Origin of the sequence: Curtobacterium sp. MCSS17_016, assembly GCF_003234255.2 — a bacterium.
GTDB lineage: Bacteria > Actinomycetota > Actinomycetes > Actinomycetales > Microbacteriaceae > Curtobacterium > Curtobacterium flaccumfaciens.
In genome coordinates this window covers 1,898,715-1,924,047 of sequence record NZ_CP126254.1, presented here as the reverse complement: position 1 = coordinate 1,924,047, position 25,333 = coordinate 1,898,715, and the positions used below count along the sequence as shown (strand labels likewise).

30 protein-coding genes are annotated in these 25,333 nt (G+C 71.9%); 9 read left to right on the top strand and 21 right to left on the bottom strand.

Annotation, left to right across the window (positions count from 1 at the left end):
- Positions 1-13: 13 nt before the first annotated feature.
- From DEJ19_RS09135 to DEJ19_RS09110, 6 genes are all read left to right on the top strand, one after another.
- Positions 14-646 carry a class F sortase gene (locus DEJ19_RS09135; RefSeq protein WP_181441478.1) on the top strand — a complete coding sequence of 211 codons (633 nt, stop codon included), beginning with the start codon at positions 14-16 and terminating at the stop codon, positions 644-646.
- A gap of 68 nt (positions 647-714) precedes the next feature.
- Positions 715-1,260, top strand: a complete 546-nt coding sequence (locus tag DEJ19_RS09130; RefSeq protein WP_071244624.1) for an RNA polymerase sigma factor — start codon at positions 715-717, stop codon at positions 1,258-1,260.
- Complete coding sequence (locus tag DEJ19_RS09125; protein WP_111232778.1) at positions 1,257-2,048, top strand: anti-sigma factor; 792 nt, start codon at positions 1,257-1,259, stop codon at positions 2,046-2,048. The genes DEJ19_RS09130 and DEJ19_RS09125 overlap by 4 nt, the downstream gene beginning before the upstream one ends.
- Positions 2,049-2,158: 110 nt before the next feature.
- Complete coding sequence (locus DEJ19_RS09120; RefSeq protein WP_181422612.1) at positions 2,159-3,727, top strand: helix-turn-helix domain-containing protein; 1,569 nt, start codon at positions 2,159-2,161, stop codon at positions 3,725-3,727.
- Between the two features lie 146 nt (positions 3,728-3,873).
- Positions 3,874-5,007: a DUF475 domain-containing protein gene (locus tag DEJ19_RS09115; protein ID WP_111232779.1), complete on the top strand. Its 1,134-nt coding sequence runs from the start codon at positions 3,874-3,876 to the stop codon at positions 5,005-5,007.
- Between the two features lie 135 nt (positions 5,008-5,142).
- Positions 5,143-6,744 carry a Na+/H+ antiporter gene (locus tag DEJ19_RS09110; RefSeq protein WP_071404013.1) on the top strand — a complete coding sequence of 534 codons (1,602 nt, stop codon included), beginning with the start codon at positions 5,143-5,145 and terminating at the stop codon, positions 6,742-6,744.
- A 122-nt stretch (positions 6,745-6,866) separates the two neighbouring features.
- Here the strand turns inward: DEJ19_RS09110 and DEJ19_RS09105 are convergent, their stop codons facing one another.
- Positions 6,867-7,814, bottom strand: coding sequence for a GlxA family transcriptional regulator (locus tag DEJ19_RS09105; RefSeq protein WP_111232780.1), 948 nt, complete (start codon positions 7,812-7,814; stop codon positions 6,867-6,869).
- A gap of 115 nt (positions 7,815-7,929) precedes the next feature.
- On the opposite strand from DEJ19_RS09105, the gene DEJ19_RS09100 reads away from it, so the two are divergent.
- The 3 genes from DEJ19_RS09100 (at position 7,930) to DEJ19_RS09090 (ending at position 9,221) form a co-directional block, all read left to right on the top strand.
- Positions 7,930-8,565 (top strand): isochorismatase family protein, encoded by a 636-nt coding sequence (locus DEJ19_RS09100; protein WP_111101185.1) that lies wholly within the window; start codon positions 7,930-7,932, stop codon positions 8,563-8,565.
- An 89-nt stretch (positions 8,566-8,654) separates the two neighbouring features.
- Entirely contained in the window at positions 8,655-8,810 is a 156-nt protein-coding gene (locus tag DEJ19_RS09095) for a hypothetical protein (RefSeq protein ID WP_017887460.1), read from the top strand.
- 120 nt (positions 8,811-8,930) lie between these two features.
- Positions 8,931-9,221: an ArsR/SmtB family transcription factor gene (locus tag DEJ19_RS09090; RefSeq protein WP_110863823.1), complete on the top strand. Its 291-nt coding sequence runs from the start codon at positions 8,931-8,933 to the stop codon at positions 9,219-9,221.
- A 25-nt stretch (positions 9,222-9,246) separates the two neighbouring features.
- On the opposite strand, the gene DEJ19_RS09085 is transcribed toward DEJ19_RS09090, so the two are convergent.
- From DEJ19_RS09085 to DEJ19_RS08990, 20 genes are all read right to left on the bottom strand, one after another.
- Positions 9,247-9,936: a cation diffusion facilitator family transporter gene (locus DEJ19_RS09085; RefSeq protein WP_111232781.1), complete on the bottom strand. Its 690-nt coding sequence runs from the start codon at positions 9,934-9,936 to the stop codon at positions 9,247-9,249.
- A complete protein-coding gene (gene cmtR, locus DEJ19_RS09080) occupies positions 9,918-10,244 on the bottom strand; it encodes a Cd(II)/Pb(II)-sensing metalloregulatory transcriptional regulator CmtR (protein ID WP_111101187.1) in 327 nt (108 codons plus the stop codon). Before cmtR ends, DEJ19_RS09085 begins: the two co-directional genes overlap by 19 nt.
- Positions 10,245-10,322: 78 nt before the next feature.
- Positions 10,323-10,496 (bottom strand): hypothetical protein, encoded by a 174-nt coding sequence (locus DEJ19_RS09075; protein WP_163343662.1) that lies wholly within the window; start codon positions 10,494-10,496, stop codon positions 10,323-10,325.
- Positions 10,497-10,683: 187 nt separating this feature from the next.
- Entirely contained in the window at positions 10,684-11,859 is a 1,176-nt protein-coding gene (locus DEJ19_RS09070; RefSeq protein WP_111232782.1) for a flagellar hook protein FlgE, read from the bottom strand.
- Positions 11,860-11,929: 70 nt separating this feature from the next.
- On the bottom strand, positions 11,930-12,373 hold the full coding sequence (locus DEJ19_RS09065; RefSeq protein ID WP_071403921.1) for a flagellar hook assembly protein FlgD: 444 nt from the start codon (positions 12,371-12,373) through the stop codon (positions 11,930-11,932).
- 25 nt (positions 12,374-12,398) lie between these two features.
- Positions 12,399-13,796, bottom strand: coding sequence for a flagellar hook-length control protein FliK (locus DEJ19_RS09060; protein ID WP_111232783.1), 1,398 nt, complete (start codon positions 13,794-13,796; stop codon positions 12,399-12,401).
- Positions 13,793-14,530 carry a C40 family peptidase gene (locus tag DEJ19_RS09055; RefSeq protein WP_111232784.1) on the bottom strand — a complete coding sequence of 246 codons (738 nt, stop codon included), beginning with the start codon at positions 14,528-14,530 and terminating at the stop codon, positions 13,793-13,795. Before DEJ19_RS09055 ends, DEJ19_RS09060 begins: the two co-directional genes overlap by 4 nt.
- Positions 14,527-14,958 carry a flagellar FliJ family protein gene (locus DEJ19_RS09050; RefSeq protein ID WP_071403924.1) on the bottom strand — a complete coding sequence of 144 codons (432 nt, stop codon included), beginning with the start codon at positions 14,956-14,958 and terminating at the stop codon, positions 14,527-14,529. Before DEJ19_RS09050 ends, DEJ19_RS09055 begins: the two co-directional genes overlap by 4 nt.
- Positions 14,958-16,301: a FliI/YscN family ATPase gene (locus DEJ19_RS09045; RefSeq protein ID WP_111232785.1), complete on the bottom strand. Its 1,344-nt coding sequence runs from the start codon at positions 16,299-16,301 to the stop codon at positions 14,958-14,960. The genes DEJ19_RS09050 and DEJ19_RS09045 overlap by 1 nt, the downstream gene beginning before the upstream one ends.
- Positions 16,298-16,972: a FliH/SctL family protein gene (locus tag DEJ19_RS09040; RefSeq protein WP_111232786.1), complete on the bottom strand. Its 675-nt coding sequence runs from the start codon at positions 16,970-16,972 to the stop codon at positions 16,298-16,300. Before DEJ19_RS09040 ends, DEJ19_RS09045 begins: the two co-directional genes overlap by 4 nt.
- On the bottom strand, positions 16,965-18,017 hold the full coding sequence (gene fliG, locus DEJ19_RS09035; protein ID WP_253183659.1) for a flagellar motor switch protein FliG: 1,053 nt from the start codon (positions 18,015-18,017) through the stop codon (positions 16,965-16,967). The genes DEJ19_RS09040 and fliG overlap by 8 nt, the downstream gene beginning before the upstream one ends.
- Entirely contained in the window at positions 18,014-19,684 is a 1,671-nt protein-coding gene (fliF, locus tag DEJ19_RS09030; RefSeq protein ID WP_111232787.1) for a flagellar basal-body MS-ring/collar protein FliF, read from the bottom strand. The genes fliG and fliF overlap by 4 nt, the downstream gene beginning before the upstream one ends.
- The gene (fliE, locus tag DEJ19_RS09025; RefSeq protein ID WP_027465513.1) at positions 19,684-20,025 is read right to left on the bottom strand and encodes a flagellar hook-basal body complex protein FliE; all 342 of its coding nucleotides are present in this window, start codon (positions 20,023-20,025) and stop codon (positions 19,684-19,686) included. Before fliE ends, fliF begins: the two co-directional genes overlap by 1 nt.
- A complete protein-coding gene (locus DEJ19_RS09020) occupies positions 20,025-20,420 on the bottom strand; it encodes a flagellar basal body rod protein FlgC (RefSeq protein ID WP_111232788.1) in 396 nt (131 codons plus the stop codon). Before DEJ19_RS09020 ends, fliE begins: the two co-directional genes overlap by 1 nt.
- A complete protein-coding gene (locus tag DEJ19_RS09015) occupies positions 20,417-20,761 on the bottom strand; it encodes a flagellar basal body protein (protein WP_017886135.1) in 345 nt (114 codons plus the stop codon). Before DEJ19_RS09015 ends, DEJ19_RS09020 begins: the two co-directional genes overlap by 4 nt.
- 239 nt (positions 20,762-21,000) lie before the next feature.
- Positions 21,001-21,327 carry a hypothetical protein gene (locus tag DEJ19_RS09010; RefSeq protein WP_111232789.1) on the bottom strand — a complete coding sequence of 109 codons (327 nt, stop codon included), beginning with the start codon at positions 21,325-21,327 and terminating at the stop codon, positions 21,001-21,003.
- A complete protein-coding gene (gene fliS / locus DEJ19_RS09005; protein ID WP_084740422.1) occupies positions 21,317-21,790 on the bottom strand; it encodes a flagellar export chaperone FliS in 474 nt (157 codons plus the stop codon). Before fliS ends, DEJ19_RS09010 begins: the two co-directional genes overlap by 11 nt.
- Positions 21,791-21,801: 11 nt before the next feature.
- Positions 21,802-23,190 (bottom strand): flagellar filament capping protein FliD, encoded by a 1,389-nt coding sequence (fliD, locus tag DEJ19_RS09000; RefSeq protein ID WP_181441479.1) that lies wholly within the window; start codon positions 23,188-23,190, stop codon positions 21,802-21,804.
- A 106-nt stretch (positions 23,191-23,296) separates the two neighbouring features.
- Positions 23,297-24,136: a flagellin N-terminal helical domain-containing protein gene (locus DEJ19_RS08995; protein WP_181420034.1), complete on the bottom strand. Its 840-nt coding sequence runs from the start codon at positions 24,134-24,136 to the stop codon at positions 23,297-23,299.
- 118 nt (positions 24,137-24,254) lie between these two features.
- Positions 24,255-25,070, bottom strand: coding sequence for a sigma-70 family RNA polymerase sigma factor (locus tag DEJ19_RS08990; RefSeq protein ID WP_111101193.1), 816 nt, complete (start codon positions 25,068-25,070; stop codon positions 24,255-24,257).
- Between the last annotated feature and the right edge of the window lie 263 nt (positions 25,071-25,333).

Below are 25,333 nucleotides of genomic sequence, written 5' to 3'. Positions count from 1 at the left end.
CGTGCCACGCCCCGTGCGGTCCGCCACGGTGACGCTCGTCGTCGCCGTGGCGGCCGCCGCCCTGACCGGATGCTCGTCGGCCGGGACCACCCCCGGCGGGCAGCCGTCCGTCCTGCCGACCACCACCCCCACACCGGTCCCGTCGGCGTTCTCGACCGAGGTCCCGCAGCAGGCCGCCACGATCCCCCCGGTCCGGGACGCCCCCGCCCCCACCACCATCACGGTCGACCACGCCGGCATCAGTGCGCCGATCCGCCCCGAGGGGGTCGACGAGGACGGCGCGATGGCGCTGCCGCCCGACCCGGCGACCGCAGGCTGGTACCGGTTCGGTGCCGCCCCGTCGTCCACCGAGGGCACCGTCGTCATCGCGGCCCACGTCGACGCGGTCGGCTACGGCATCGGCCCGTTCTCCCGGCTCGGCGACGCCCCGGCCGGCACCCGGGTCACCCTGACCGACGCGGACGGTGCCGAGACCGCGTGGCGGATCGACTCCGTCAGCATGCTCGAGAAGCAGGGACTCCCCTGGGGCGAGGTGTTCCGTGACGACGGACCACGACGGCTCGTCCTGGTGACCTGCGGTGGGACGTTCGACGCAGCCACCGGACACTACGAGAGCAACCTCGTCGTCACCGCGGTCCCGGCCTGACCGTGGCGACGATCCGCCCCCTACGATCGGATCGTGGTCGACGACGACCGCGCCAGCGACAGGAAGACGTGACGACCATCCTCCCGGACGACAGCGAGCTCTCGGACGCGTTCCGCGCCGGGGGCGAGCACGCCCTGCGAGCCGTCTACGAACGGTGGTCGTCGCTCGTGTACTCGCTGGCCCTGCGCGCCCTGGCCGACCCGGCCGCCGCGGAGGACGTCACGCAGCAGGTCTTCGTGAAGGCCTGGCAGCGCAGCACGAGCTACGACCCCGGCCGCGCCCCGCTCGGCGCATGGCTGGTCGGCATCACCCGGAACTGCATCGCCGACGCGCAGAACGAGCGCCGACGGCACGCCAGCGCCGCCGACCCGGACGTGGTCGAGGAGACCACCCCGGCGCCGGAACCGGCCTTCGACCTGGCCGAACGCGCACTGGTCGCCGGCGAGCTCGAGCGGCTCGACGAGGTCCCACGGCGCGTGATGCGACTGGCGTTCTACGACGACCTCAGCCATCGTGAGATCGCCGAACGGCTCGAACTGCCGCTGGGCACCGTCAAGAGCCACATCCACCGAAGTCTGGCTCGGCTCCGAACACGTCTGGAGGTGATCGAATGAAGCACGTCGACGACGAGACGCTGGCGATGCTCGCGGTCTCCGACCAGGTCGCCGCGGACGACGTCGCCGAGCACCTGGCCTCCTGCGACCGGTGCCGCGACGAGGTGGCCGCACTGCAGCGCGTCGCCGCGGTGACCCGTGCGTCCGAGGACGTCACGCTGGCCGCGCCCCCGGAGCACGTGTGGGACCGGATCGCGGCCGAGATCGCCCGGACGCCACAACAGGCTGCGGCGCCGCCGACCCGAGCCGGACGAGCGGACGAACGCGCGTCCGTCGCCAGGCCGTCCGACGCGCAGCACCACGCCGTGGCCCGCCGACCCCGACCCCGTCGTCGCCGAGCCCTCGCCATCGCGATTGCCGGCGTCGGTGTCCTCGCCGTCGTCGTCGGCATCGGTGTGGCGTCGGGAATCGTCCCCGGACTCCCCCGCGGCGACACCGAGACCGTCCTGGCGAACACCGAGCTCGCAGCACTGCCCGGTTGGTCGGGGACGACCGGCCGTGCCGAACTCGAACGTGACCAGGACGGCCGGGTGACCCTGCTCGTCGACCTGCACGGAGAGCGCGGTCGCTCCGACACCGGTCCGCTGCGCGAGGTCTGGATGATGCGGTCGGACCTCGGCGGACTGGTGAGCGTCGGCTACCTCGACGGCGACCAGGGCCGCTTCACGGTGCCCGGCGGCATCGACACCGCGGAGTTCCCGGTCGTGGACGTCTCGGCCGAGGCCGACGACGGCGATCCGGCGCACTCCGGCGACTCGATCGTCCGGGGCACCCTGACCGATCCCTGAGCAATTTCGTCCCCCGAAATTCCCAACTGTGACGTATTCGAGACCTCGGAACGCGCGACGGGTGTCGATCTTCCACTGGTTTATCTCATGAGCGTGTTAGCGTGGCGCGCATGACCGACACCACCACCGTCGTCTCGCCGGCATCTCCGGCGACCGCAGCACCCCTCCGTGAGGTCGGCGCCCTGATCCGGGGCGCCCGCAAGGGCCGCAGCATGACGCAGGCCCAGCTCGCCGAACGCGTCGGCACCAGCCAGAGCGCCATCAACCGCATCGAGCAGGGCGGGCAGAACCTGTCCCTCGAGATGCTCACCCGCATCAGCGACGCCCTCGACCAGCAGATCGTCTCGATCGGCGGCGCCCCGCAGCGTGCACACCTGCGCGTCCAGGGCGGCCGGAAGCTCAGCGGCTCCATCGCGGTGAACTCGAGCAAGAACGCCGCCGTGGCGCTGCTCTGCGCCTCGCTGCTCAACCGCGGCGTGACCCGGCTGCACAAGGTCGCCCGGATCGTCGAGGTCGACCGCATCATCGACGTGCTCCGCAGCCTCGGCGCGAGCGTCACCTGGTCGGAGGACGGCGAGACCCTCGAGATCGTCGCACCCGACGACCTGCACCTCGACGCGATCGACGCCGACGCCGCCCGCCGCACCCGCAGCGTGCTCATGTTCCTCGGCCCGCTCAGCGGCCGGTACGAGTCCTTCCGCCTGCCCTACGCCGGCGGCTGCGACCTCGGCACCCGCACGGTCGAGCCGCACCTCATCGCGCTCCGTCCGTTCGGGGTGGACGTCGAGGCGACCTCCGGTTGGTACGAGGTCGACGTCGCGAACCAGGCCGTCCCCACCAAGTCGGTCGTGCTCACCGAGCGCGGCGACACCGTGACCGAGAACGCGATCCTGGCCGCCGCGGCCCGCGACGGCGAGACCGTCATCCGGAACGCCAGCCCCAACTACATGGTGCAGGACCTCTGCTTCTTCCTCGAGCTGCTCGGGGTGCAGATCGAGGGCATCGGCACCACCACGCTCCGCATCACCGGCAAGAGCAAGATCGACGAGGTCGTGGACTACTGGCCGAGCGAGGACCCGGTCGAGGCGATGAGCCTGCTGACCGCGGGCATCGTCACCGCGTCGACCCTCACCGTGACCCGGGCGCCGATCGAGTTCCTCGAGATCGAGCTCGCGACCCTGGCCGAGATGGGCCTGCGCTTCGACGTCACCGAGGAGTACGCCGCCGCCAACGGCCGCACCCGCCTCGTCGACATCACGGTGCACCCGTCCGAGCTGCACGCGCCGATCGACAAGATCCACGCGATGCCGTTCCCCGGCCTGAACATCGACAACCTGCCGTTCTTCGTCGTCATCGCGGCCATGGCCGAGGGCACCACGCTCGTGCACGACTGGGTCTACGAGGGCCGGGCGATCCACCTGCTCGACCTCACCCGCCTGGGCGCGAGCGTCACCCTGCGTGACCCGCACCGCCTCGACGTGACCGGTCCGACGCACTTCTCCGGTGCCGAGATCAGCTGCCCGCCGGCGCTGCGCCCCGCCGTGGTGATCCTGCTGGCGATGCTCGCGGCGAAGGGCGAGAGCGTCCTGCGCAACGTCGGCATCATCGCCCGTGGCTACGAGCAGCTGCAGGAGCGCCTCAACTCGCTCGGCGCGTCCATCGAGACGTTCCACGACTGACGCGACGACCCACCCGCGCGACCTGACGGCCCGTCCCCGCAAGTGGGGACGGGCCGTCACCCGTTCTGCGGAGCCCCCACGGGCCTCCAGGCCGATGCCCAGGAGCGCTCCATGCGCCGCCCAGCCCGACCGTGCTGGATGGGCAGATGGCCACGAGATCGCTCCTGACCGTCCCCCTGCTCATCACCGTCGCGGCCGCCGCGGCGGCCTGGCTGGTACTCGGCCCCGCCGCAGCGCTCGCCTTCGTCGCCCTCGCGTTCCTCGAGATCGCGATGGCCGCAGACTCGTCCGTGCCGATGGCCGGCATCGCCGGCCGACTGCACTCCCCCGCCCGGCGGCTGTTCCTGTCGCTCGGGATCGTCGCGGGCGTGCTCGCGATGCGCCTGCTCCTGCCGCCGGCCGCCGTCGCGGTCGGTGACGCGACCGACCCGGCCAGCTCGGTGGAGGAAGCCGTCTTCGCGCCCGGCTCGTTCTCCGCGCACCTGGCCGAGGTGCGTCCCGCCCTCGCCGCCTTCGGCGCCGCGTTCATCTGGCAGGTCTTCGCCGAGTACCTGTTCAACACCGACCGCGCGTCCCGCAGGTCGTGGCTGGGCAGCCTGGAGGCACGGCTCGCCTCCGTCGCACGACCGTGCGTCTGGTCGCTGGTCACCGCTGCGACGGGGGTCGTCGTGACCTCCGTGCTCGTCGGGTCGCGTTCCGGCTGGGCCGCCGGTGCGCTGCTGCCGGTCGCGCTCGGTGGGGTGGCCGGCATCGCGGCGTACCTCGTGTCGAAGCGGACCGCGGCATGGGCGCTGCGCAGCGGCCCCGGCGGCGGCGGGTCGGACACGGCGTCGATCGGGGTCGGCCGCGGAGCCTGGCGCATCCACCTGTACGCGTCGACGGTCGTGTTCGAGCGGGGGCTCGTCGTGTTCATGCTCTTCGAGATCCTCGACGGCGTGTACAGCCTGTCCGGGTCCGGGCCGCTCGGGTCGGACGGGCTCGGGGCGCTCGAGCAGGCCGCGGTCGCCATCGGGGCGATCGGGGTGGGCGCGGTGTTCCTGGCCCGCCTGACCTCGCGGGTCGACCAGGCTGCGGGGCTCAAGCGGCTGCGGTACCTGAAGGCCGGGGCGGCGTACGTCCTCGGGGTGCTGTCGGTGCTGCTGTGGGCGAGTCTGCTCGTGCCGATCCCGGGCGTCGTCGTGGGGTGGTTCGGGACCGTCGTGATCGGGTCGGCGCTGGTGAGCTCCCTGCCGTGGCGCGCGTGGTGGCGGCGGGTGGTGCGGCGGCCGCGGGCGGTGTGAGGGGCGGCTCGTGACGCGTCGTGCAGTGTCGTGCGGCGCGTCGTTCGGCTGTGTGCGGCGCGTCGTCCGGCTGTTCTGGAAGGATCCACCGTGGATCGGCGTTGACTGGCGGGTCGGACGACGATCGGAGTGCACGTGCTGGGACCGGAACTGGTGGTCGTGCTCGGCCTCGCCATCGCACTGACGGCGGCCGTGGCCGACCGGATCCGGATCGCACCACCCGTGCTGCTCCTGGTCTTCGGCGCGCTGCTCGGGCTCGTGCCGGAGTTCGCGGACGTGGAGCTCCCCGCCGAGGCCGTGCTGCTGCTGTTCCTGCCGGCGCTGCTCTACTGGGAGAGCCTGACGACGTCGCTCCGCGAGATCCGGAAGAACCTGCGCGGCATCGTCCTGATGGGCACCCTGCTCGTCGTGGTGACCGCCGGTGCCGTCGCCGTCCTGCTGCACCTGCTCGGGATGCCGTGGGGACCGGCCTGGGTGCTCGGCGCCGCGGTCGCCCCGACCGACGCGACCGCGGTCGGCGTGCTCACGAAGATGCTGCCGCGGCGGAACGTCACGGTGCTCCGCGCCGAGAGCCTGGTGAACGACGGCACCACCCTCGTGGTCTACGGCATCGCGGTGGCCGTCACCGTCGGCACGCAGGAGCTCACGTTCTGGGGCGTGTCCGGCATGCTCGTCCTGTCCTACATCGGCGGGGTCGCCGCCGGGCTCGCGGCCGCGTGGATCGGGACGATGGTGCTGCGGCGCGTCGACACCGTCGTGCTCGAGAACCTCGTCACCCTGCTCGTGCCCTTCGCAGCCTTCCTGGCCGCCGAGGCCATCGGCGCTTCCGGCGTGCTCGCCGTCGTGGCGGCCGGCATCGTCGTCAGCCAGGTCGGTCCCAAGCTCGACCGTGCCGAGACCCGCCAGCAGGTGCGCGCGTTCTGGTCGTTCCTGACCTTCCTGCTCAACGGCGCGCTGTTCGTCCTGGTCGGCATCGAGGCGATGGTCGCCGCACGTGCACTCGACCCCGCCGACCTGCTGCGCGGGACCGGCATCGTCTTCGCGGTCGCGGTGCTGCTCGTCATCGTGCGGTTCGCGTTCCTGAACGCCGCGGGCGGGACCATCTGGCTCGTCACCCGACGCACCGGCGGAGAACCACGCGAGGGGCACCGCGACCGGCTCGTCAGCGGGTTCGCCGGCTTCCGGGGCGCGGTGTCGCTCGCGATGGCCGTCGCCGTGCCGCGCACCCTCGAGTCCGGTGGCGACTTCCCCGAGCGGGACCTCATCGTCTTCGTCACCGCCGGCGTGGTCATCGTCACGATCGTCGGCCAGGCCCTCGTGCTGCCGGCCGTCCTGCGTCGCGCCGCGCTGCCCGAGGACGAGTCCGTCAGCGAGGAACGTCGCTACGCCGAACGCACCGCGATCGAGGAGGCGCTCGATGCGCTCCCCCGTCTCGCACGGTCGACCGGAGCCGATCGTGCCACCGTCGATCGCCTGCGGAAGGAGTACGAGGCGCACCTCGACGTGATCGAGGCCCGCGAAGGGGACGACGACGACCACCCCGCGCTGCAGCGGCACGACAACGCGGTCGCCCTCGAGCTCGCACTCGTCCAGCACAAGGCGAACACCCTGTTGCGCCTGCGGGACGCCGACGAGATCGACGACCTGGTGCTGCGTCAGGTGCGTGCCGGGTACGACGCGGAAGAGGCGCGGCTGGACGGCATCGAATCGGTGGCGTCGCCGCCCACGTCGTCGTAGGGCGACTCCGGGCACACCTGGTCGAAACGGGCGTACCCGGTCGGTCGTTCCGATCAGGTATGCCCGTTTCGCGTTCCCATTGCAGCCGTCATGGGATGGAACGCGCTCCTTCAGCTGGCCGGTCAGGACCGCGCGTCGAACCGTCGGCGGTAGCTCGAGGGCGTGCTGCCGAAGGCCACGGCGAAGTTCTGCCGCAGCGTGACCGGGTTGCCGAACCCGCACGCTGCGGCGATCCGGTCGACGGGCAGGTCGGTGGTCTCGAGCAGCCGACGGGCCTCGTCCAGACGGCGACTCCGTACCCAGGCCGCCGGGGTGGTGCCGGTCGACGCCTTGAAGGCCCGGACGAAGCTGCGGCGGCTCATGTGGGCCGCCGCAGCGAGTCGGTCGACGCCGAGCTCCTCGTCCAGGTGCTCCACCGCCCAGGCTGATGCCGTCGCCACCGGGTCGTCGCCCCGATGCTGCACGACCGGTCGCTCGATGTACTGGGCCTGCCCGCCTTCGCGGTGCGGCGCGACGACCAGGCTCCGCGCGACCCGGTTCGCTGCCTCGGCGCCGAGCCGCGTCCGCACGACGTGCAGGCACGCGTCCAGCCCGGACGCCGTGCCCGCCGAGGTCAGCACGTCACCGTGGTCGACGTAGAGCACGTCGGCGTCCACGGTGACGTCGGGGTGCGCGGCGGCGAGCCGGTCGACCTCGCGCCAGTGCGTCACGGCGCTGCGTCCCGCGAGGAGCCCGGCACCGGCGACGGCGATCGACCCGAGGCACAGACCGACCACGACCGATCCCCGGGCGTGCGCGTCGACGACCGCCCGTTCCGTCGGTGCCGGCAGGCGAGTGCCGTCGTCGGTCCAGGACGGCACCACGACCAGGTCGGCGTCCGCCGCGGCGCCGAGCCCCTGCACGGGACCGAGCGTCAGCTTCTCAGCGGTCCGGACCGAACCGGGCCGGTCGGAGAACACGACGGTCTCCCAGTCGGCGAGACCGAGCCGGGTGACCTCGTCGAACACCATCTGCGGGACCGACAGGTGGAACATCGTGATGCCGTCGAAGGCGTAGATGGCGATCCGCACGCGGGACTCCTCCGGTTTGGCCTGGATCCATCGTACCGACGCACGCGTGCCAATCGCACCGAGGGCGTCGGCGGACGAGGATCGTCGAGTACGCCCACCGACCCAAGGAGCTCACGTGTCCGATCCCCAGCGCGCCCTCGTCCTCGTCGACATCCAGCTGGAGTACTTCAGCGGTCCACTCGAGGTCCGGTTCCCGCCTGTCCGCGACGCGCTCGCGCAGATCACGACCGCGATCGACGCCGCGACGGCTGCCGGCACGCCGATCGTCGTCGTCCAGCACACCGCCGGTGACGCTGCGCCGGTGTTCAACCCGACGACGGAGGCGTTCGCCCTGCACCCCGAGATCGAGCGACGACGGACGCCCCAGTGGCATCAGGTCACGAAGCAGTTCAGCTCCGTCTTCGCCCACACGGACCTGCTCGCCTGGCTGCAGGAGCGGTCGATCGACACGGTCACCCTGGTCGGCTTCATGACGAACAACTGCATCATCGCCTCGGCAGCCGAGGCGGAGGCGCTCGGCGTCTCGGTCGAGGTGCTGTCCGACGCGACCGGCGCGATCAACATCGTCAACGCCGGCGGGGCCGTGTCCGCCGAGACGGTGCACCGCACGCTGATGGCGTTGTTGCAGTCGAACCTCGCCGCGGTCGCACCGACCGCGGAGTGGACGTCGGCACTCACCGCCGGAGTCGCGATCCCCGGGGACGCGCTGCCGACGTCGGCCGTCGCGGGAACCCAGCGATTCCCGGGCTGACATCCGTTCTCATCTATAAATGTATTGCTACTTCTGCATACGTGTTCTACGCTGAGGGCATCCCAACCGACGATCAGCAGGAGGTCACCATGGCCGAGCACGAGAACAGCGCAGAGCACACCGTCGCCGAGCACACCCACCAGGACGGCTGCGGCCACGAGACGGTCCAGCACGAGGACCACGTCGACTTCGTCCACGACGGACACAAGCACGCCCAGCACGGCGACCACTACGACGAGCACTGATCCCCTGATCAGCGCAGGCCCGTGATCAGCACCGATCGACGGACCTGCACGACGGCCCCGACGCACCGCGCCGGGGCCGTCGTGTTGCATGCACGTATGCGCGTGCGCTTACATGAGTCCATGTCAGACGGGATCGAAGCAGCAGCCGAACTCTTCAAGGCGCTGTCCTCACCCGCCCGACTCCGGATCCTGTCGGCGTTGATCTCCCAGCCTTCCGACGTCGGCTCCCTCGCCGAAGCGACCGAGCTGTCGCAGCCCCTGGTGTCCCAGCACCTCCGCACGCTGCGGCTCGCGGGCATCGTGCAGGTCGAGCGCATCGGGCGGAACGCCGTCTACTCGCTGCACGACGAGCACATCGCGCACATCGTCGGTGACGCGGTGAGCCACGTCAGCGAGTCCGAAGCCGACTGAACCGCCGACCGCGGGCAGACTCCGTTCAGCAGCAGTCGCAGCCGTCGCCCTCGCGCTCCCCCGTCAGCGCCGACACCGGCTGCTTGCACGCGTCGCCGCGCCAGGCTTCGAGCCCCTCGCGCACGGCGAACACGACCACGACGAGTCCTGCGAGCGGATCGGCCCACCACCAGCCGAACAGGCTGTTCGCCAGCAGGCCGAGCAGCACCGCCGCCGACAGGTAGCTGCAGATCAGCGTCTGCTTCGAGTCGGCGATCGCCGACGCAGAACCGAGTTCGCGTCCGGTCCGCCGTTCGAGGAGGCTCAGGAACGGCATGACCGCCAGGCTCACCGCGGCCAGCACGATGCCGACCGGACTGTGCTCCGGCGACCGGACACCCGTGAAGGTCAGGACGGCATCGACACTGACCACGACGGCGAGCCCGAAGAACGAGACCGCGATCACCCGCAGTGCCGTTCGTTCCCGGGCCTCCGGGTCGCGCCCGGCGAACTGCCACGCGACGGCCGCTGCCGACAGGACCTCGACGATCGAGTCGAGCCCGAAGCCGATCAGCGCGGTGGACGACGCAACCGATCCAGCGGCGATCGCCACGACGGCCTCGATCACGTTGTAGGCGATGGTCGCCGCGACGATCCACCGGATCCGTCGCCGGAGCACGCCGACACGAGCCGGTGCGAGCGACACCGCAGCCGTGGTCACCGCTCCACCTCGCATCCGTCGTCGTCGGCAACGTCCACCGCCAGCACCACGTCGACCAGGGACTCGAGCGCGCGGGTGAGGTTGCGGTCCGCGATCTCGTAGCGGGTCCGACGCCCCTCGGGCACGGCGACGACGATCCCGCAGCCGCGCAGGCACGCCAGGTGGTTCGACACGTTCGTCCGCGTCAGCTCGAGTTCCTCGGCGAGCCGTGCCGGGTAGCCGGGTTCGTCGAGCAACCGGAGCAGGATGCGCGCGCGGGTCGGGTCGGAGAGCGCGCGCCCGAGACGGTTCAGCACGTCGTGCCGCGAGGCAATGGTCAGCATGCGCTGACCATACAACGGGCCACGCCCAGACCGCCACCGATCCGGACGACGCGTCGCGCTCCCGGGCCGCGTTCGATCTCAGACGTCCCCGAGCCGCCGCCCGGTCAGCGCGTCGTTCCAGCTCGTGCGGCCACCGGGAGCACGCGACTCGTGCACGCCGTCGTGGCCGCGTGGTCGATCACACCGCCAGCGGTCGAAGACGCTGCAGCAGCGGTGGTCGGACTGGTGGTCGGTGTCGTGGTTCTCGCGCATCGCACCGATGAGACGTGGCGACGCGCCGTTTCGTCACGAACCGGCGCCGAACTCCCTGCGCCACGAACGATGGTGAGCAGGAACGGTCGAGTCCCCCTTCAGCACCCGACCGTTCCTGCTCACCAAGCGCCCGACGACGCGACACGAGACGCGAGCGCAGCGCCCGCGACGCGAGCAGCCCCCGCGCCTAGCGCTTCAGGTTCGTGAGCTCCTGCAGCACCTCGTCCGAGGTGGTGATGATGCGGGCGTTCGCCTGGAACCCGCGCTGCGCGACGATCAGGTTCGTGAACTCCTGCGACAGGTCGACGTTCGACATCTCGAGCGTCCCCGCCGCGAGCGAACCGACGCCTGCCGAGCCGGGGCCGCCGACCGTCGCGCCGCCGGAGTTCGCCGTGGCGCGGTAGCCCGACGCCCCGGTCTTCTCGAGGCCGGCCGGGTTGGCGAACGTGGCGAGGGCGATGCGGCCGAGCGCGAGCGACGCACCGTTCGAGAACGTGCCGGTGACGGTGCCGTCCTTCGAGATCGAGTAGGCCTGCAGCGCCCCCGCCTCGCGGCCGTTCTGCGAGCCGATCGCCGCGGTGTTGAGCGAGGCGAACCCGGTCAGGTCGCCCATGTCGACCCGGATGCCCCCGACGGCGAGGGTGCCGCCGGCGGTCAGCTTGCCGTCGGTGCCGAAGGTCAGCGAGGTCGTCGCCGTGGTGCCCTGGCCGTTGCGCCCGGTGACGTCCCAGCCGTCGGCGGTGCGCGTGTAGGCGAGGGACATCGTGTGCTTGGCGCCCGAGGCGTCGTACACGGTGGCTTCGCGGGTGATGGTCTGGCCGGCGGCGGTCTCGGACGGCAGGTTGCCGGCGACCGTGGCGGCGGTGGTGCGGACCGCCGGGGCCGCTGCTTCGAGCGGCAGCGTGATGTCGGACAGCTGGCCGTTCTCGTTGACGACGCCGTTCGTGGCCGGGTAGCCCTGCACGATCTTGCCGTCGGCGGTGACCAGGCGGCCGTTGGCGTCGAAGTCGAACGCACCGGCACGGGTGTAGACGGTGTCGTTGCCCAGGCGGGTGACGAAGAAGCCGTCGCCCGAGATCATCAGGTCGGTCGCCTTGCCGGTGGCCTGCGCCGAGCCCTGCGAGAAGTTCGTGGAGACGCCGGCGACCTGCACGCCGAGGCCGATCTGGGCCGGGTTCGTGCCGCCGATGCCGGTCTGCGGTCCGCCGGCACCCTGGGTCATCTGCGACAGGGTGTCCTGGAACACGGTGGTCGACGACTTGAAGCCGACGGTGTTCACGTTGGCGATGTTGTTGCCGGTGACGTCGAGCATCTGCTGGTGGGAGCGGAGGCCGGAGATCCCGGAGTAGAGCGAGCGGAGCATGGTGCGTCCTTTCGGAGAGGCAGGAAGAGCGAGGGAGTACGAGGAAGAACGAGGAAGGAACGAGCGGGCGTCAGGACGCCGGAGCGGTGGTGGTGATGCCGGAGATCACGTCGAGAGCGACCTCCTTCCCGTTCACGGTGACCGTGGGGACGCTGTTCGCGTACGACACGGCCGAGGCTGTCCCGGTGACGGACTTGCCCGAGTCGGCGTCGGTGTAGCTGACCTGCTTGCCGACGAGGTTCGCTGCGGCGATGCGCATCTGGAGCGAGAAGTTCTCGTTCCCCGTCGTGGTCTGGTTGGTGATCTGCTCCATCATCGCGAGCTGCGTCTGCTGGCCGATCATCTGGTTGGTGTCCATCGGCGACGACGGGTCCTGGTTGCGCAGCTGCGTGACGAGCAGCTTCATGAAGACCTCGGAGTCCATCGTCTGGGACTTCTGGGCGGTGGAGTTCGCGGCGAGGGCCGCGGCCTGCGCGGTCGGGTCCACGCTGCCGGTGATGCCGTCGATGGGCATGGTGCGTTCCTGTTCGTGAGCCGGATCAGGCGAGGACGTCGAGTCCCGCGGTGCGGATGGAGGGCGTGTGGGCGGTGGGCTGCGTGCGCGGGGTGACCCGCGCCTCCAGAGCGGGTTCGCCAGGCAGCGCACGTGCGGCCGGGCGCTCGTCGCGACCCGGCGCGTCCTGCGGCTGGTTCTGCGACGACAGGTCGAGCGTGGTGCTCACACCCGTGCCGGCCGCGTCGCGGCGGAGGTCCGGGAGGACCTGGCGGACGGCCTCACGGCCGGCGTCCGACGCGGCGAACAGCTCGACGTGCATGCCGTGCGCGGTGACGTGCGCGCGGACCGTGACCGGGCCGAGGGCGTCCGGCACGACCTGCACGGTGACCACGTGCTCACCGGGGCCGGCCTGCGCGAGCGAGAACACCGGTCGCGCGAGCTGCTGGGCGAGCGGTGCCGGGGCCGGCGCGGTCGCCGCGGCGGGCGCGGCGGTCGGCGTCGTCGACATGACGAACGGCGTCTCGCCACCGCGGCTGGGGGCGACGGCCGGGAGGCCCGGATCACCCGGCGTCGACGCCTGCTGCTCCGTCCCGTGGCCGGCTCGGGAGCCGGGGCCGGCTGCCGGGGCGGCGGCCGCCACGACCGGTGCCTGAGCAGGGGTCGCGGTGGCGGTGTCGCCGTCGGCGGTGCGGGTCGCAGCGGGGGCCGCGATCGCGGCAGCGGCCGTCGGGGCGGTGGTCGCCGGGTCGGTCGCGGCTGCGGTCGTCGACGCAGCGGTCGTCGTGGGGGTGGCGCCGGCGACGGTCGTCGCGGGCGCGGCCGGAGACGCGGTGCCAGCGGGTGTCACGGCGGGGGTCGTGGCGGTCGCCGGGCCCGTCGTGGCTGCGGCAGCGGTCCCCCGTGCCGCGCCCGACGCCGGTGCCTGCTGCGGGGTCGCCGTGGCGGGGGCGGTGGTCGGCGCCGGGGTCGACGGCACCGGCGTCGAGGTGTCCCCCTCCCCCGACGGCGGTGTCGTGGTCGTGGTGTTGGTCGTTCCGGCGGTCACCGCTGCGGCCACGGCGGCGTGTGGGTCGCGGGCGGGAGTCTCGGCGGCGCGGCTGGCCGGAACGAGCGGTGCGGTCACGGCCACGAGTCCGGCGGCGAGCAACGCCTGCGCGTCGACGGGCGCTGCCTCGGTCGCGGGCACCGGCTGGTCCGACGCGGACGTGGCCGCAGACGCAGACGGCGTGGCGGCGCTGCCCGGCGTCGCAGCCGACCCGTCCGCCGTGCGGCCATCGGTGTCGTCCCGCCCAGCACCACCATCGCCGGCTCGCCGCTCGGTCGCGACGGCGGCGGTCAGTGCCGCACCGAAGGACCCGGCAGCCGCGGGGTCGGACGATGCACCCCGGGTGGAGCCCGGTGCGGTGGGCACGGACGGCTGGGTGGCGATGGTCAGGCTCATGCGGCGCTCCCGGACTGCATCATGGACAGCAGCGCGGCGGTCTGCAGGTCGGTCGCGGAACGCGCAGCCGAGGCGGTCGGCGCGGCGACGGCCGCCGGGGCCGCCTGGGCGGGGACGATCCGGCGGATGGTCGCGATGTCGGCGTCGGAGTACCAGTTGTCGACGATCCGGACGTCCTTGCCGGGGCGCGGGGCGTGCAGCACCTTGCCGTCGCCGACGTAGATGACGACGTGGCCCTCGCCCTTCGGGATGATCAGGTCGCCCGGCTGCGCGTCCTTCAGGGAGCCGACCTCGACGCCCATCTTCGCCTGGTCCGGCACGACCCGGGGCATCGTGACCCCGAGGTCCTTGAAGACCGTCTGCACCAGGCCCGAGCAGTCCATGCCCGCGGTCGTCTCCCCGCCGAACACGTACGGCACGCCGAGGTACTTCTTCGCGTCGGCGACGACGTCGGCCCCGGTGGCGCCGCTGCCGGTGGCGAGGGTGCCGGCACCGGCGTCGACCGAGGTCGCCGGGGCACGGGTGGCCGTCGGGGTCGCTGCGGCGGTCGCACCGGCAGCGCTCGCGGCGCCGGTCGTGCCGTCGGCGGTCGCGAGGGCATCGGCGAAGGCCGACGATCCCGCGGCACCGCTGGTGGCGGAGGCGCTCGGGGCAGCCGTGGCCGTCCCGCCGCGCAGCGTGTCGATCTGGGACCGGATCTCCGAGATCCGGGAGAGCACCGCTTCGACGCTCATCGGGCACCACCTTCCGTGCGGCGTCGTGCCGCGATCTCGTCGAGGGCGTTCTGTTCGGTCCGGAGTTCCTCGGCCGCCTGCTGCTCGGTGTGCTTGCCCTCGAGCTTCTCGAGGCCGACGGCGGCGCGACGCGCGGCGGTGTAGTCCTGCTGCGCCCGGTCGGCGTCGGCACGGCGGTTCTGCACCACGGCGTCGAGCTCCTCGAGCATCCCGCGGGTCGCGGCACGGGCTGCGGCGACGGCGCTCAGGGTGGCGGCGTCCTGGATGGGCTGGGCGTCCTCGCTGTCGGCGAGGCTGCGGCGTGCAGCGATCCGGGCGTCGGCGGCGTCGCGGACGCGCTCGTTCGCGGTGGCCAGTGTGGCGGCGGCACGGTCCTGTTCGGTGTGGCGCAGGCGCAGGAGCCCGGCGAGCGGGAAACGGCGGGCCATCACGACACCCCCAGCTGCTGCACGAGGCCGCCGAGGCGCTGCCAGGACGCATCAGCCGTGGCCCGCTCGTCCATGCCCTGGCGCAGGAACGCGTCGATCGATTGCTGGTGGTCCACGGCGGCGTCCACGAGCGGGTTCGACCCGCGCTGGTACGCACCGACGTCGAGCAGGTCCTGGGCACCGGCACGGGCGGCCATCACCTTCCGCAGCACGGTGGCGGCGGCACGCTGCTCGGGTCGGGTGACCTTCGAGGCGACGCGGGACACCGAGCCGAGGGCGTCGACCGACGGGAAGTGCCCGGTGATCGCGAGCTTGCGGTCGAGCACGACGTGGCCGTCCAGGATGCTGCGGGCGGCGTCGGCGATCGGCTCGTTGTGGTCGTCGCCGTCGACGAGCACGGTGTACATGCCGGTGATGCTGCCGACGCGGTCGGTCCCGGCGCGCTCGAGCAGTCCGGCGAGCACCGAGAACGTCGACGGCGGGTAGCCCCGGGTGGCCGGCGGTTCCCCCACCGACAGGCCGATCTCACGCTGCGCCATCGCGACGCGGGTGAGCGAGTCCATCATGAGCACGACGTCCTGCCCGGCATCGCGGAACGACTCGGCGATGCGGGTGGCCACGAACGCGGCACGCAGGCGCATGAGCGCCGGCTCGTCGGAGGTCGACACCACGACGATCGAGCGGGCGAGCCCCTCGGGTCCCAGGTCGTCCTCCAGGAACTCGCGCACCTCACGGCCACGCTCCCCCACCAGGGCGATGACGTTGACTGCCGCGTCGCTCCCGCGCGCGATCATCGACAGCAGCGACGACTTGCCGACACCGGACCCGGCGAACAGGCCCATGCGCTGCCCGCGGCCGACGGTGGTCAGGGTGTCGAGCACGCGGACGCCCAGCTGCATCGGGGTGTCGATGCGGGTCCGGGCCATCGCGCTCGGGGTGTCGTGGTCGAGCGGGACCCAGGTGACCGGTTCGCCGCCGGGGCCCTCGAGCGGGCCGCGGTCGTCGATCGGTCGGCCGAGTCCGTCGAGCACGCGGCCGAACAGACCGGATCCGGTCGGCACGAGCACCGGGCGGCCGGTCGGACGCGCCGGGGTGCCCGCGGTCACGCCGGTCAGGCGGCCGAGCGGCATGCAGCGGACGCCCGAGGCATCGGTGGCGACGACCTCGACCGCGGTCTGTTCGCCGTCCTCGGCGCCGACCGTGACGACCTCGCCGACGCGGGCGTCGAGCCCGGCGATCGTCAGCCCCAGGCCGACGGCGCTCGTGACGACACCGACCCGCTGGGGCGCGGCCCGCAGCAGCGCCTCGTCGAGGCCGCGCGGACGGAGCAGCGTGGCGGTCACCGGTCGGCTCCCGTCGCGTCGACACCGAGGGCGGTGCGGGCGCGGTCGAGCGCCGTGGCGATGCGCGCGTCGAGCATGCCGTCCGGCAGGTCGACGACGGCGTCGCCGTCGCGCAGGGCGCCGTCGGCGACGACCGGCACCGGCAGGTCGAGGCCGGCGACGCGCGCGGCGTCCGCCGGGCTCAGCCGGACGGCCACCGGGACCGTGCGGTCGACGGACGCGAGCGCCCGCCGGACGGTGGCCTCCGCGCCGGACGCGATCCGGGCCTCCCGGCTGCCCTGTCCATCAGGACCGTCGGCGACGGTCGCGTCGTGCGCGGGCCTGGAGGCGCGGACCACGTTGCCGACGATCGCCTCGGCCAGGTCGACTGCCGCGCTCGCGACCGACGCCTCGGCGTCCGCCAGGACGGGTGCGACCGTGGAGAGCATGGCGTTCGTGGCGGCGTCGAGGACCGCGATCCGGCGGGCCGTGTCGGCCTGCAGCGCGGTGATCCGCGCGGCGTGCTCTGCCTCGAGCCGGGCGCGCAGGGCGTCGGTCTCGGCCTGCGCGGCCCGCAGGCCGGCGGTGTAGCCGGCCGCGTGCCCGCGGACGTCGGCGCTCGACGCGCGCTCGCGTCCGGCGGGGTCGGCGAGCACCGGGAAGGCGACGCGGTGCACGACGGTGTCAGTCAACGAGCTCGTCCTCCTCGGCGCGGTGCACGGTGACGACGCCCTGGGCCTCGAGTTCGCGCACGGAGCGGACGACCTCGGCGCGGGCTTCCTCGACCTGCGAGACGCGGACCGGGCCCATGGCCTGCAGTTCGTCGTCGAGCAGTTCGCGGTTGCGCTCGGACACGTTCGCGCGGATGGTCTCGACGACCGGCCCGGCTGCGCCCTTCATGGCGGTCGCGAGGATCTTCGAGTCGATGCCGCGCAGCACCTGCTGGATGTCGCGGGACTCGAGCTTCACGATGTCCTCGAAGGTGAGCATGCGGGAGCGGATGTCCTCGGCGAGCTCCGGGTCGCGGGCCTCGAGTCCCTCGAGCACGGCCTTCTCGGTCGCGACGTCCGAGCGGTTGATGATGTCGACCAGGGGCGCGATGCCACCGACGACCTCGACGCTCTCGCGCGGCGACACGACGGCCCCGGCGCGCTGGCGCAGCACACCGGCGACGATGCCGACGGCCTCGGGGGTCGCGCTGCCCATCGTGGCGAAGGCCTGGGCGACGTCGGTGCGGACCCGCTCGTCGATCCCGGCGAGCACGGCACTGGCCTGACCGGCGCCCAGGTGGGCGAGCACGAGGGCGATCGTCTGCGGCAGCTCGCCCTCGAGCAGGGAGATGACCTGGCCGGGTTCGGCGTCGTCGAGGAAGTCGAACGACTGGCCGGCGAGGTTCGAGGCCAGACGGTCCATCACGCCGGCGGCCCGCTCGGCGCCGAACGACGCCTCGAGCAGCCCGAGCGCGGTCTCCTTGCCGCCGCGCTTCTGCAGCCGGCCGCTCATCGTGATCCGGTGGAACTCCGACAGCGTCTGGTCGACGACGGTGTCCTCGACGCGGCGCATCCGGACGATCTCGGCGGAGATCTCCTCGGCCTCCATCTCGGTGAACTGCTTCATCACCTCGGCGGCGCGGTCGGTCTCCATCTGCATGAGGATGAGCGCGACCTTCTGCGCACCGGTCAGGGCACGGTCGCTCGGACCGGAGCCGCCGCCGGGGCTCGGCATGAGCGCGCTCACACCGGTGCCCGGTCGTCCAGGAGCCCGCGCAGGAGCTCGGCGGTGCGCTTCGGGTCGCGCTCGGCCAGGGCGGAGATGTCCTGACGGCGGCGCTCTGCGGTGATCTCCTCGGTCGTCAGCACCTCGGTGGGGGCGTCGCCGGCGGGCATCGCCGACAGCACGGCGGTCGGCGCGTCACCGGCACCGAGCGTGGCCCGGTCGTCGACGCCGTCCATCGCGAGGGGCAGCTGGAACGTCTCACCGGCGAAGGCGTCGAGCTCGCCGAGGTCGACGGCCTCGCGCTCCTGCTTCCGGTTGCGGCGGGCGACGAAGAACATGATCGCGATGACGGCGAGGACGATGCCGATCACGATGCCGGCGGTGCGGATCGACGACCACAGTGCTTCCTGCTGGTCGGCCTTCTGCTGGGCTTCCAGGGCCTTGGCGGCCTGGTCGGAGGCGCTCGTGTCGAAGTCCATCATCGCGACCTTGACCTGGTCGCCACGGTCCTGGTCGACACCCGCGGCGGCGGACACCAGGTCGTTGATGCTCTGCAGGTTCGCGTTCTGCACGGCGTCGGCCTTCGAGTTCAGCGCGACCGAGATGGTCTGCCGGTCGAGCCCGCCCGAGGGGATCTGCGTGGTCTCGGTGGTGTGGTCGACGGCGTTGTTCTTCGTCGCCGACTCGTTCTTGTACCCGTCGTCACCGGTGCCGCTCGTCGCGGTGCCGTTCGGGACGGCGATGTTGTCCGGACCGAGGACCCCCGACGCGCCGCTCCCCGCGCCGGAGCCGGCGCCGTACTCCTCGGTGGTGCTCGACTCGTTCAGTGCGACCGGACCCGAGGTCGGGCTCGTGTAGCTCTCGGACGTCCGCGTGCCGGACTCCTGGTTCATGGTCCCGGAGACCACGACGGTCGCGTTGCCGACGCCGAGCGTGGTGTCGAGCAGGTCCTGGATCTTCTTGCTCGTCGCCGCGTCGTAGTCGGCGGCCTGGTCCGCGCCGCTGCCGGTCGCACCGGTGCCGACGGCGGACAGGGTCTGGCCCTTCGCGTCGACGACCGAGACGTCGGTGGGCTGCATGCCCTCGACCGAGGCGCTCGTCAGGTGCACGATGGCCTGCACCTGGTCGGTGCTGAGCTGCGTGCCGTTCTCGGTCGCGATGAACACCGACGCGGTCGGGTCCTTCTCCTCGGAGACGAACACGGACTTCTCCGGGATCGCGAGCTGCACGGTGGCGGTCTGCACCCCGTCCATCGCGCCGATGGTCTTGGCGAGCTCGCCCTCCATCGCGCGCTTGTAGGTGACGTCCTGCTGGAACTCCGAGCTCGTCACGCCCATCTTGTCGAGCAGCGAGTAGCCGCCCTCGTTCGACGACGGCAGGCCGTTCGACGCTGCCTTGAGCCGCTCCGAGTACACCTGCGCCTGCGGCACGAGGATCGTCGCGCCGCCGTCGGTGAGCTGGAACGGCACGCCGTCGGTCTGCAGCTGGTCCGTGATGGAGCTCGCGTCGGCCGCGGCGAGCCCGGTGAAGAGCGGCGCGTAGGATGCCTTGCCGAGCCAGGACGCGAGCGCGATCCCACCGAGCACGAGCGCCGCGATCGCCAGGATCGCGATGGTGCGCTGGGCGGCGGAGAAGCCCTTCACGTAGGCGCTGAGGCGCGCGAAGACGTTCTTGACGGCGACGGGCATCAGGCCTGCATCCTCATGATCTCGTTGAAGGCGTCGACGCCCTTGTTGCGGACGGCGGAGACGAGCTCGAGCGTGACCTGCGCGCGGGTGGCGGCGATCGTGGCGTCGTGGATGTCGTCGAGGTTGCCGGTCACGGCCTTGAGCGCGAGGGTCTTCGAGTCGCTCTGCAACGACTGCAGCCCGTCGACGGCGTTGCCGAGGCTCGCGGCGAACCCGCTGCCGTCGGTCGTCGCGCCGGCGGCACCGGTCGCGTTCGTGCTGTCGCTGGACGTCCCGGACACACTCGTCAGGGCGTTCGTCATCGCGTTGGTGGTCACACCGTTCACGGCGTCGATGGGCATCAGTTCTTCCCGATCTGCAGTGCCGCCTCGTAGGCGGTCTTGGCACGGTCGACCACGGCGGCGTTCGCCTGGTAGCCGCGCTGGGCCATGATGAGGTCCGCCATCTGCGTGCCGAGGTCGATGTCGGGCATGCGGACGTAGCCCTCCTCGTTCGCGAGCGGGTTGTCCGGGTCGTAGGTCACCCGGCCGGCGGCGCTGCCGAACGCGGCGCCCTTGACGTAGGCGCCGGAGACGCCGGCGCCCTCCTGCACCTCGACGTACCGTGCCTGGAACGCGGTGTCGTCCATCGACGTCACGGTGTTCGCGTTCGCGATGTTGTCCGAGACGGCGTCGAGCCACTTCCGGTGCACGGTCAGGCCGGTGCTCGCGATGCCGATCGCGTCGAAGGTCGTCACGAGTTCGTCCGCATCGCCGCGCGGACGCTGGTGAGCTCGGAGTTCATCGCCTGCGTGGCGAACTGGTACCGCAGCACGGTGTCGATGTTCGACAGCGTCTCCTCGTCGAGGTTGACGTTGTTGCCGTTCGTGTTCGTCGGCTCGAGGCTGCGCGCCATCGTCGGCGTGGTGGCACCGTCGCCGTCCACGATCGACTTCGCCAGGGCGTCCTCGAACTGCACCTTCTCGGCGTGGTAGTTCGTCGTGTTGATGTTCGCGATGTTGTTCGCGATCACCTTCTGGCGCATCGACAGGCCGTCGAGTGCGCTCTGCAGCGCGACGCTCGTCACGGAATCGAACACGAAGGATCCCCTCGTCAGGCGTCGTCGGTGCGACGTCGCCGTGCGGTGGTGGCCGATCCCTGGCCGAACTGGTGAGCGATCCGTGCTCGAGTGGCGCTATCGGAGCCCGTCGTCCGCCGCGTTAGGCGTCGCCCCGAACGGGGGGCGGTGGGGGCTGTGCGGGGCGGAGCACCCGAGATGCGACAGAGCACCCGTCGGTCGACGGGTGCTCTGTCGCAGAACTGGTGCGGGGGCGCGGGTCAGGCGGAAGCGTCGAGGTACACGGAGCCGCGGGGCTCGCGCGTGGCGTCGACGGCGCGCAGGGCACCGAGGTGCTCCAGCGTCGAGCGGCGGTCCGCAGCGAGCACCATCATGCGGTCCCGCTGCGCGGCGAGCAGCCGGGAGGCCCGTCCCACCAGGTCACGCGGCAGCGGTCCCAGCCCGGCCGGTTCCGACCACCCGGCCACGGCCGTGGAGTCGGCCGCCTGCCCGGCGGCGTCGTGCTCCAGGGAGGTGAGCAGAGCCTCCCATGCGGCTCGTCCGTCCGGCTGCTCAGGCGACAGCTCTGCGGACGGCTCAGGCGACACCGAGGGCTCCCCCGGTCGGCTGCTGCGTGGCGGGCGTCGCGGGCAGCGACGCGGCCGCCTCGTGCCACGACTGACGCAGCGGCTCGAGGATCCGGATGCAGTCGCGGGTGGCCTGCACGTCGCGGTGCACGTTCGCCGTGATGAGCGACGTGGAGGCGTAGTTGTAGACGGCCAGCAGGCCCTCGCCGCCGTCCCAGACGTCGATCCGGAGGGTGCTCGAGAGTTCACCGACGATCGCCTGGGCGTGCAGGAGCTGCTCGCGGGCCGCCTCCCAATCGGCGGCGACCTGCGCGGCCTCGGCACGGTGCAGGTCGAGCAGCAGCCGGTCGTAGAGCATCGTCACGAGCTGGGCCGGCGTCGCCGAGAGCACGGCCTCGTTCGTGTACTGGGCACGACGCTGGTCGGTGACGGTGCGCGGCTGGGCGGCCTGGCGGAAGGCGGCTGCCTGGAAGTCGAAGGTCATGGTCGTTCCCGTCAGCTCGACGTCGAGGCCAGCTGGCTGGCGAGCCAGCTCGACTGCGACTGGAGCTTGCTGAGGCTGGTCTCGAGGGATGAGTAGAGGGTCTGCAGGGCGGCACGGCGCATCGTCAGCCGGTCGGTCCAGCTGTCGATCTGGGTGGTGAGGTCCTTGGCGACGGCCTGCTGCCCGGTGATGGACGTGGTGACCGAGCCGTCGTACTTGTCGGACGCGGCGGTGGCCGCGGCGCCGACGTTCGCGGCGACCCCGGAGAGCATCGCCTGGGTGGCCTTCGGGTCGGTGGCGAGGGCCTTCTGGAAGACCTCGGGGTCGAAGGTGAACGTGCCGTCCTTCGTGATCACGATGCCGATCGTCGACGGGGACTTGCCGTCGACCGGGGCGGACATCGTGCTCGTGAGCCGCTGCACGGCGTCGCGGGATGCACCGTCGCCGAGCAGGACACCGGCCTTCGTCGTCGTGGTGCCGGACGTCGCGCTGGTCGAGCTCGACACCGCGGTGTTCGTCTTGTAGTAGGCCGCGATCGCGTTCATCGCGTCGACGAGCCCGGAGGCGACGGACTGCGCCTTGGTGGTGTCCTGCGCGATCGTCACGGTGACGGGGTCGGTGGTGGCCTTCGAGACGGTGACGTCGAGCCCGGGGACGAGCCCGGTGAAGGTGTTCGTGGCGCTCGTGACCTTCTGCGCGGCGGCGGTGCCGGCCCAGAGGGTGACGCTGGCGTCGGTCGCCGCGGTGACGACGGCGGCACCGGTCTCGGTGAGGACGTTCGTCGCGGTGCCCGCTGCCACGTCGTCGGCGCCGCCCCGGTACAGCTGGAACCCGCCGGCCGCCCCGGTCGTGGCGGACGTGAGCTGCAGGCGGTAGAGCTTGGTGCCGTCGGCATCGGTGCCGGCGGAGACCTTCGTCGCGGTGACGCCCGCACCGGACTTGTTCAGGGCGGACACGGCGTCGTCGAGCGAACCGGACGCCGGCGTCACGGTGGTCGACTTGCCGTCCGCGCCGACGATCGTGATCGGCTGCGCACCGGTCGACCACGTCGACATCGCGGCCGTGACGCCGACCTGGGCCGAGGCGGTCGAACCGACGGTGAAGCTGATGGAGCCGGCGGTCGCCCCGGCACCGGTGACGGCGGTGACGCTCGGCGCGGTGCTCGTCGCGGCGAAGAGGTCGAGCGACGAGGCCTTCGCGGCGTCCGCGGCCTTCGTGGCGAGCCCCTGGATCAACCCGTTGAGCGTCTGCAGTGACGAGATGAACGAGTTGGTGGTGGTGAGCTTGTTCTTGAGCAGGGTCTGCGGGACCCCCTCGACGCTCATCAGCGAGTTGATGAGGTCGGTCGTCTTGAGACCGCTGACCAGACCATCGATCGCGAGGCTGGTGCTCGAGGACACGGACGAGGACATCGTCGACACTCCCTGGCGTCGTGGAGGTGGTCAGGACGGCGGCGTCCGCCCCCCGGGGCACCCGATCGGGCCCGGAGGACGGACGTCGTGATGGCTAGCGCAGGAGCGAGAGCACGCCCTGGGTGCTCTGGTTCGCCTGCGCGAGCATCGAGGTGCCGGCCTGGCTGAGGATGTTGTCGCGCGTGTACTTGACCATCTCCTCCGCCATGTCGACGTCGGTGATGCGCGAGGAGGCAGCGGTGAGGTTCTCCTTGGCCACGTTCGTCACGTTGATGGCGTGGTCGAAGCGGTTCTGGACGGCACCGATGCTCGAACGAGCCGAGGAGACGTACTTGATCTGCTCGTCGATCGCGGTGATGGCGGCCTGAGCGTTCGTCGCCGAGTCGAAGGTGAGCGCGCCGACCGCGGTCGACACGGACTCCACGTTCGACTTCGACAGGTCCACGTCGATCTGGCTCGCCGCGTCGCCGTTCGCGCCGACCTGGAACTTCAGGACGCCTGCGGTGCCGGCGGAGCCGTCGAGCAGGTTGATGCCGTTGAAGTTGGTCGACTCCGAGATGCGGGTGAGCTCCTTGGTGAGCTCGCCGACCTCGGTGGTGATCGCCTTGCGGGAGTCCTCGTTGTTCGAGTCGTTGCCGGCCTGCACTGCCAGGTCGCGCATGCGCTGGAGGATCGAGTGGGTCTCGGTGAGGCCACCTTCAGCGGTCTGCACGACGGAGATGCCGTCCTGCGCGTTGCGGGCGGCGACCGTGAGGCCACCGACCTGGGACTTCAGCCCCTCGGAGATCGACAGACCGGCAGCGTCGTCGGCAGCACGGTTGATGCGGAGACCCGACGAGAGCTTCTCGAGGGACTTCGACAGGTCGTTCTGCGTCGCGTTGAGGTTCCGGTACGTGTTGAGTGCCGAGAGGTTGGTGTTGATGGACATACCCATGGTGGTTTCCTCCGTGAATGTGGGTCGTACGTCGGCCCGTCCGTGGGCTGACATGGATGACTCTCGACCGGTTGCCGGGAGTCGTTAGGGGATCGGCGGAGAAGTTTCCGCCGACGTCTCAACTCGCAGCGACGGCCGGGCCGGACGCGGCGTCGTGCACGGCACGGGCGACACCGGCGGCGGCGTTCGTGGCGACACGGGCGAGGTAGGCGCTGCGGCGGGCCGCGGTGGTGCGGCTCGCGGGCTCGACGGTCGTGCCGTCGCCGTAGTGGGCGGCGAGACCGTCGTGGAGCAGGCGCATCGCCTCGGAGCGCTGCTGCGAGACGGCCGAGTGCGTGATGCCGAGCTCGGCGGCGACGTCGGTGACCGAGCGGTCGCCGAAGTACACGGCCTCGACGATGAAGCGCATCCGCTCCGGCAGGGCCTCGACCGCGGCGCGGAGGTACCGGCGCTTCTCGGTCTCGAGCAGGTCGTCCCCGGGGAGCGGCAGGTCCGCGGAGACGAGGTCGTGCACGGTCTCGTCGAGCGGCGCGACCGTGCGGGCAGCGTCGCTCATCGCGTCGACGGCGGTCTGCTTGTCGACGCCCATGGCATCGGCGATCTCCTGGGCGCCGACGCTCCGGCCGAGCCGTGCGGACAGTGCCTCCTGCGTGGCCAGGGTCTCGCGGATCCGCTTCCGGGTGCCGCGGGAGGCCCAGTCGGCCGAGCGCATGTCGTCGGCCAGCGCACCGGCGATCCGGGTGCGGGCGTAGGCACCGAACGGCACGCCGAGGGTGGGGTCGAAGGCCTCGGCGGCTGCGACGAGTGCGAGCGATCCGACGGCGGCGAGGTCGTCGCGATCCAGGTGCGTCGCCCGGGAGCGGACGTCGGCCACGATGTAGCCCACGAGCGGGAGGTGCTCCACGATCATCGCGTTGCGTTCGGTGCGGTCCATGCTGTTCCCCTGGTCGACCTGACGTGTGTCGGCTCACCCGTCCGTGGGCGCGACGGACGCCGGCCTCGGATGGCCGGTGCGTACGCCGAAGACCCGCCCGGGTCCCTCCGAGCGGTGCACCCCGCATCGTTCCCGAGCGGTTCCGGGTGTCCCCCGGGGTGCGTTCTGAATGTATCGGCTGGCAATGCGCTGAACAGGTGCTCAACCGTCCCCAGTGCGGGGGTGTCAGGCCCCCTTTCCGGTCGGCATTTGGGGGGACTCAG

Coding starts and splice junctions, on each gene's coding strand:
- DEJ19_RS09125 (WP_111232778.1), top strand. CDS start 1,257: ATGAAGCACGTCGACGACGAGACGCTGGCGATGCTCGCGGTCTCCGAC.
- DEJ19_RS09120 (WP_181422612.1), top strand. CDS start 2,159: ATGACCGACACCACCACCGTCGTCTCGCCGGCATCTCCGGCGACCGCA.
- DEJ19_RS09115 (WP_111232779.1), top strand. CDS start 3,874: ATGGCCACGAGATCGCTCCTGACCGTCCCCCTGCTCATCACCGTCGCG.
- DEJ19_RS09095 (WP_017887460.1), top strand. CDS start 8,655: ATGGCCGAGCACGAGAACAGCGCAGAGCACACCGTCGCCGAGCACACC.
- DEJ19_RS09090 (WP_110863823.1), top strand. CDS start 8,931: ATGTCAGACGGGATCGAAGCAGCAGCCGAACTCTTCAAGGCGCTGTCC.
- DEJ19_RS09085 (WP_111232781.1), bottom strand. CDS start 9,936: ATGCGAGGTGGAGCGGTGACCACGGCTGCGGTGTCGCTCGCACCGGCT.
- cmtR (WP_111101187.1), bottom strand. CDS start 10,244: ATGCTGACCATTGCCTCGCGGCACGACGTGCTGAACCGTCTCGGGCGC.
- DEJ19_RS09075 (WP_163343662.1), bottom strand. CDS start 10,496: ATGCGCGAGAACCACGACACCGACCACCAGTCCGACCACCGCTGCTGC.
- DEJ19_RS09070 (WP_111232782.1), bottom strand. CDS start 11,859: ATGCTCCGCTCGCTCTACTCCGGGATCTCCGGCCTCCGCTCCCACCAG.
- DEJ19_RS09065 (WP_071403921.1), bottom strand. CDS start 12,373: ATGCCCATCGACGGCATCACCGGCAGCGTGGACCCGACCGCGCAGGCC.
- DEJ19_RS09060 (WP_111232783.1), bottom strand. CDS start 13,796: ATGAGCCTGACCATCGCCACCCAGCCGTCCGTGCCCACCGCACCGGGC.
- DEJ19_RS09055 (WP_111232784.1), bottom strand. CDS start 14,530: ATGAGCGTCGAAGCGGTGCTCTCCCGGATCTCGGAGATCCGGTCCCAG.
- DEJ19_RS09050 (WP_071403924.1), bottom strand. CDS start 14,958: ATGGCCCGCCGTTTCCCGCTCGCCGGGCTCCTGCGCCTGCGCCACACC.
- fliF (WP_111232787.1), bottom strand. CDS start 19,684: ATGCCCGTCGCCGTCAAGAACGTCTTCGCGCGCCTCAGCGCCTACGTG.
- fliE (WP_027465513.1), bottom strand. CDS start 20,025: ATGCCCATCGACGCCGTGAACGGTGTGACCACCAACGCGATGACGAAC.
- fliS (WP_084740422.1), bottom strand. CDS start 21,790: ATGACCTTCGACTTCCAGGCAGCCGCCTTCCGCCAGGCCGCCCAGCCG.
- DEJ19_RS08995 (WP_181420034.1), bottom strand. CDS start 24,136: ATGGGTATGTCCATCAACACCAACCTCTCGGCACTCAACACGTACCGG.
- DEJ19_RS08990 (WP_111101193.1), bottom strand. CDS start 25,070: ATGGACCGCACCGAACGCAACGCGATGATCGTGGAGCACCTCCCGCTC.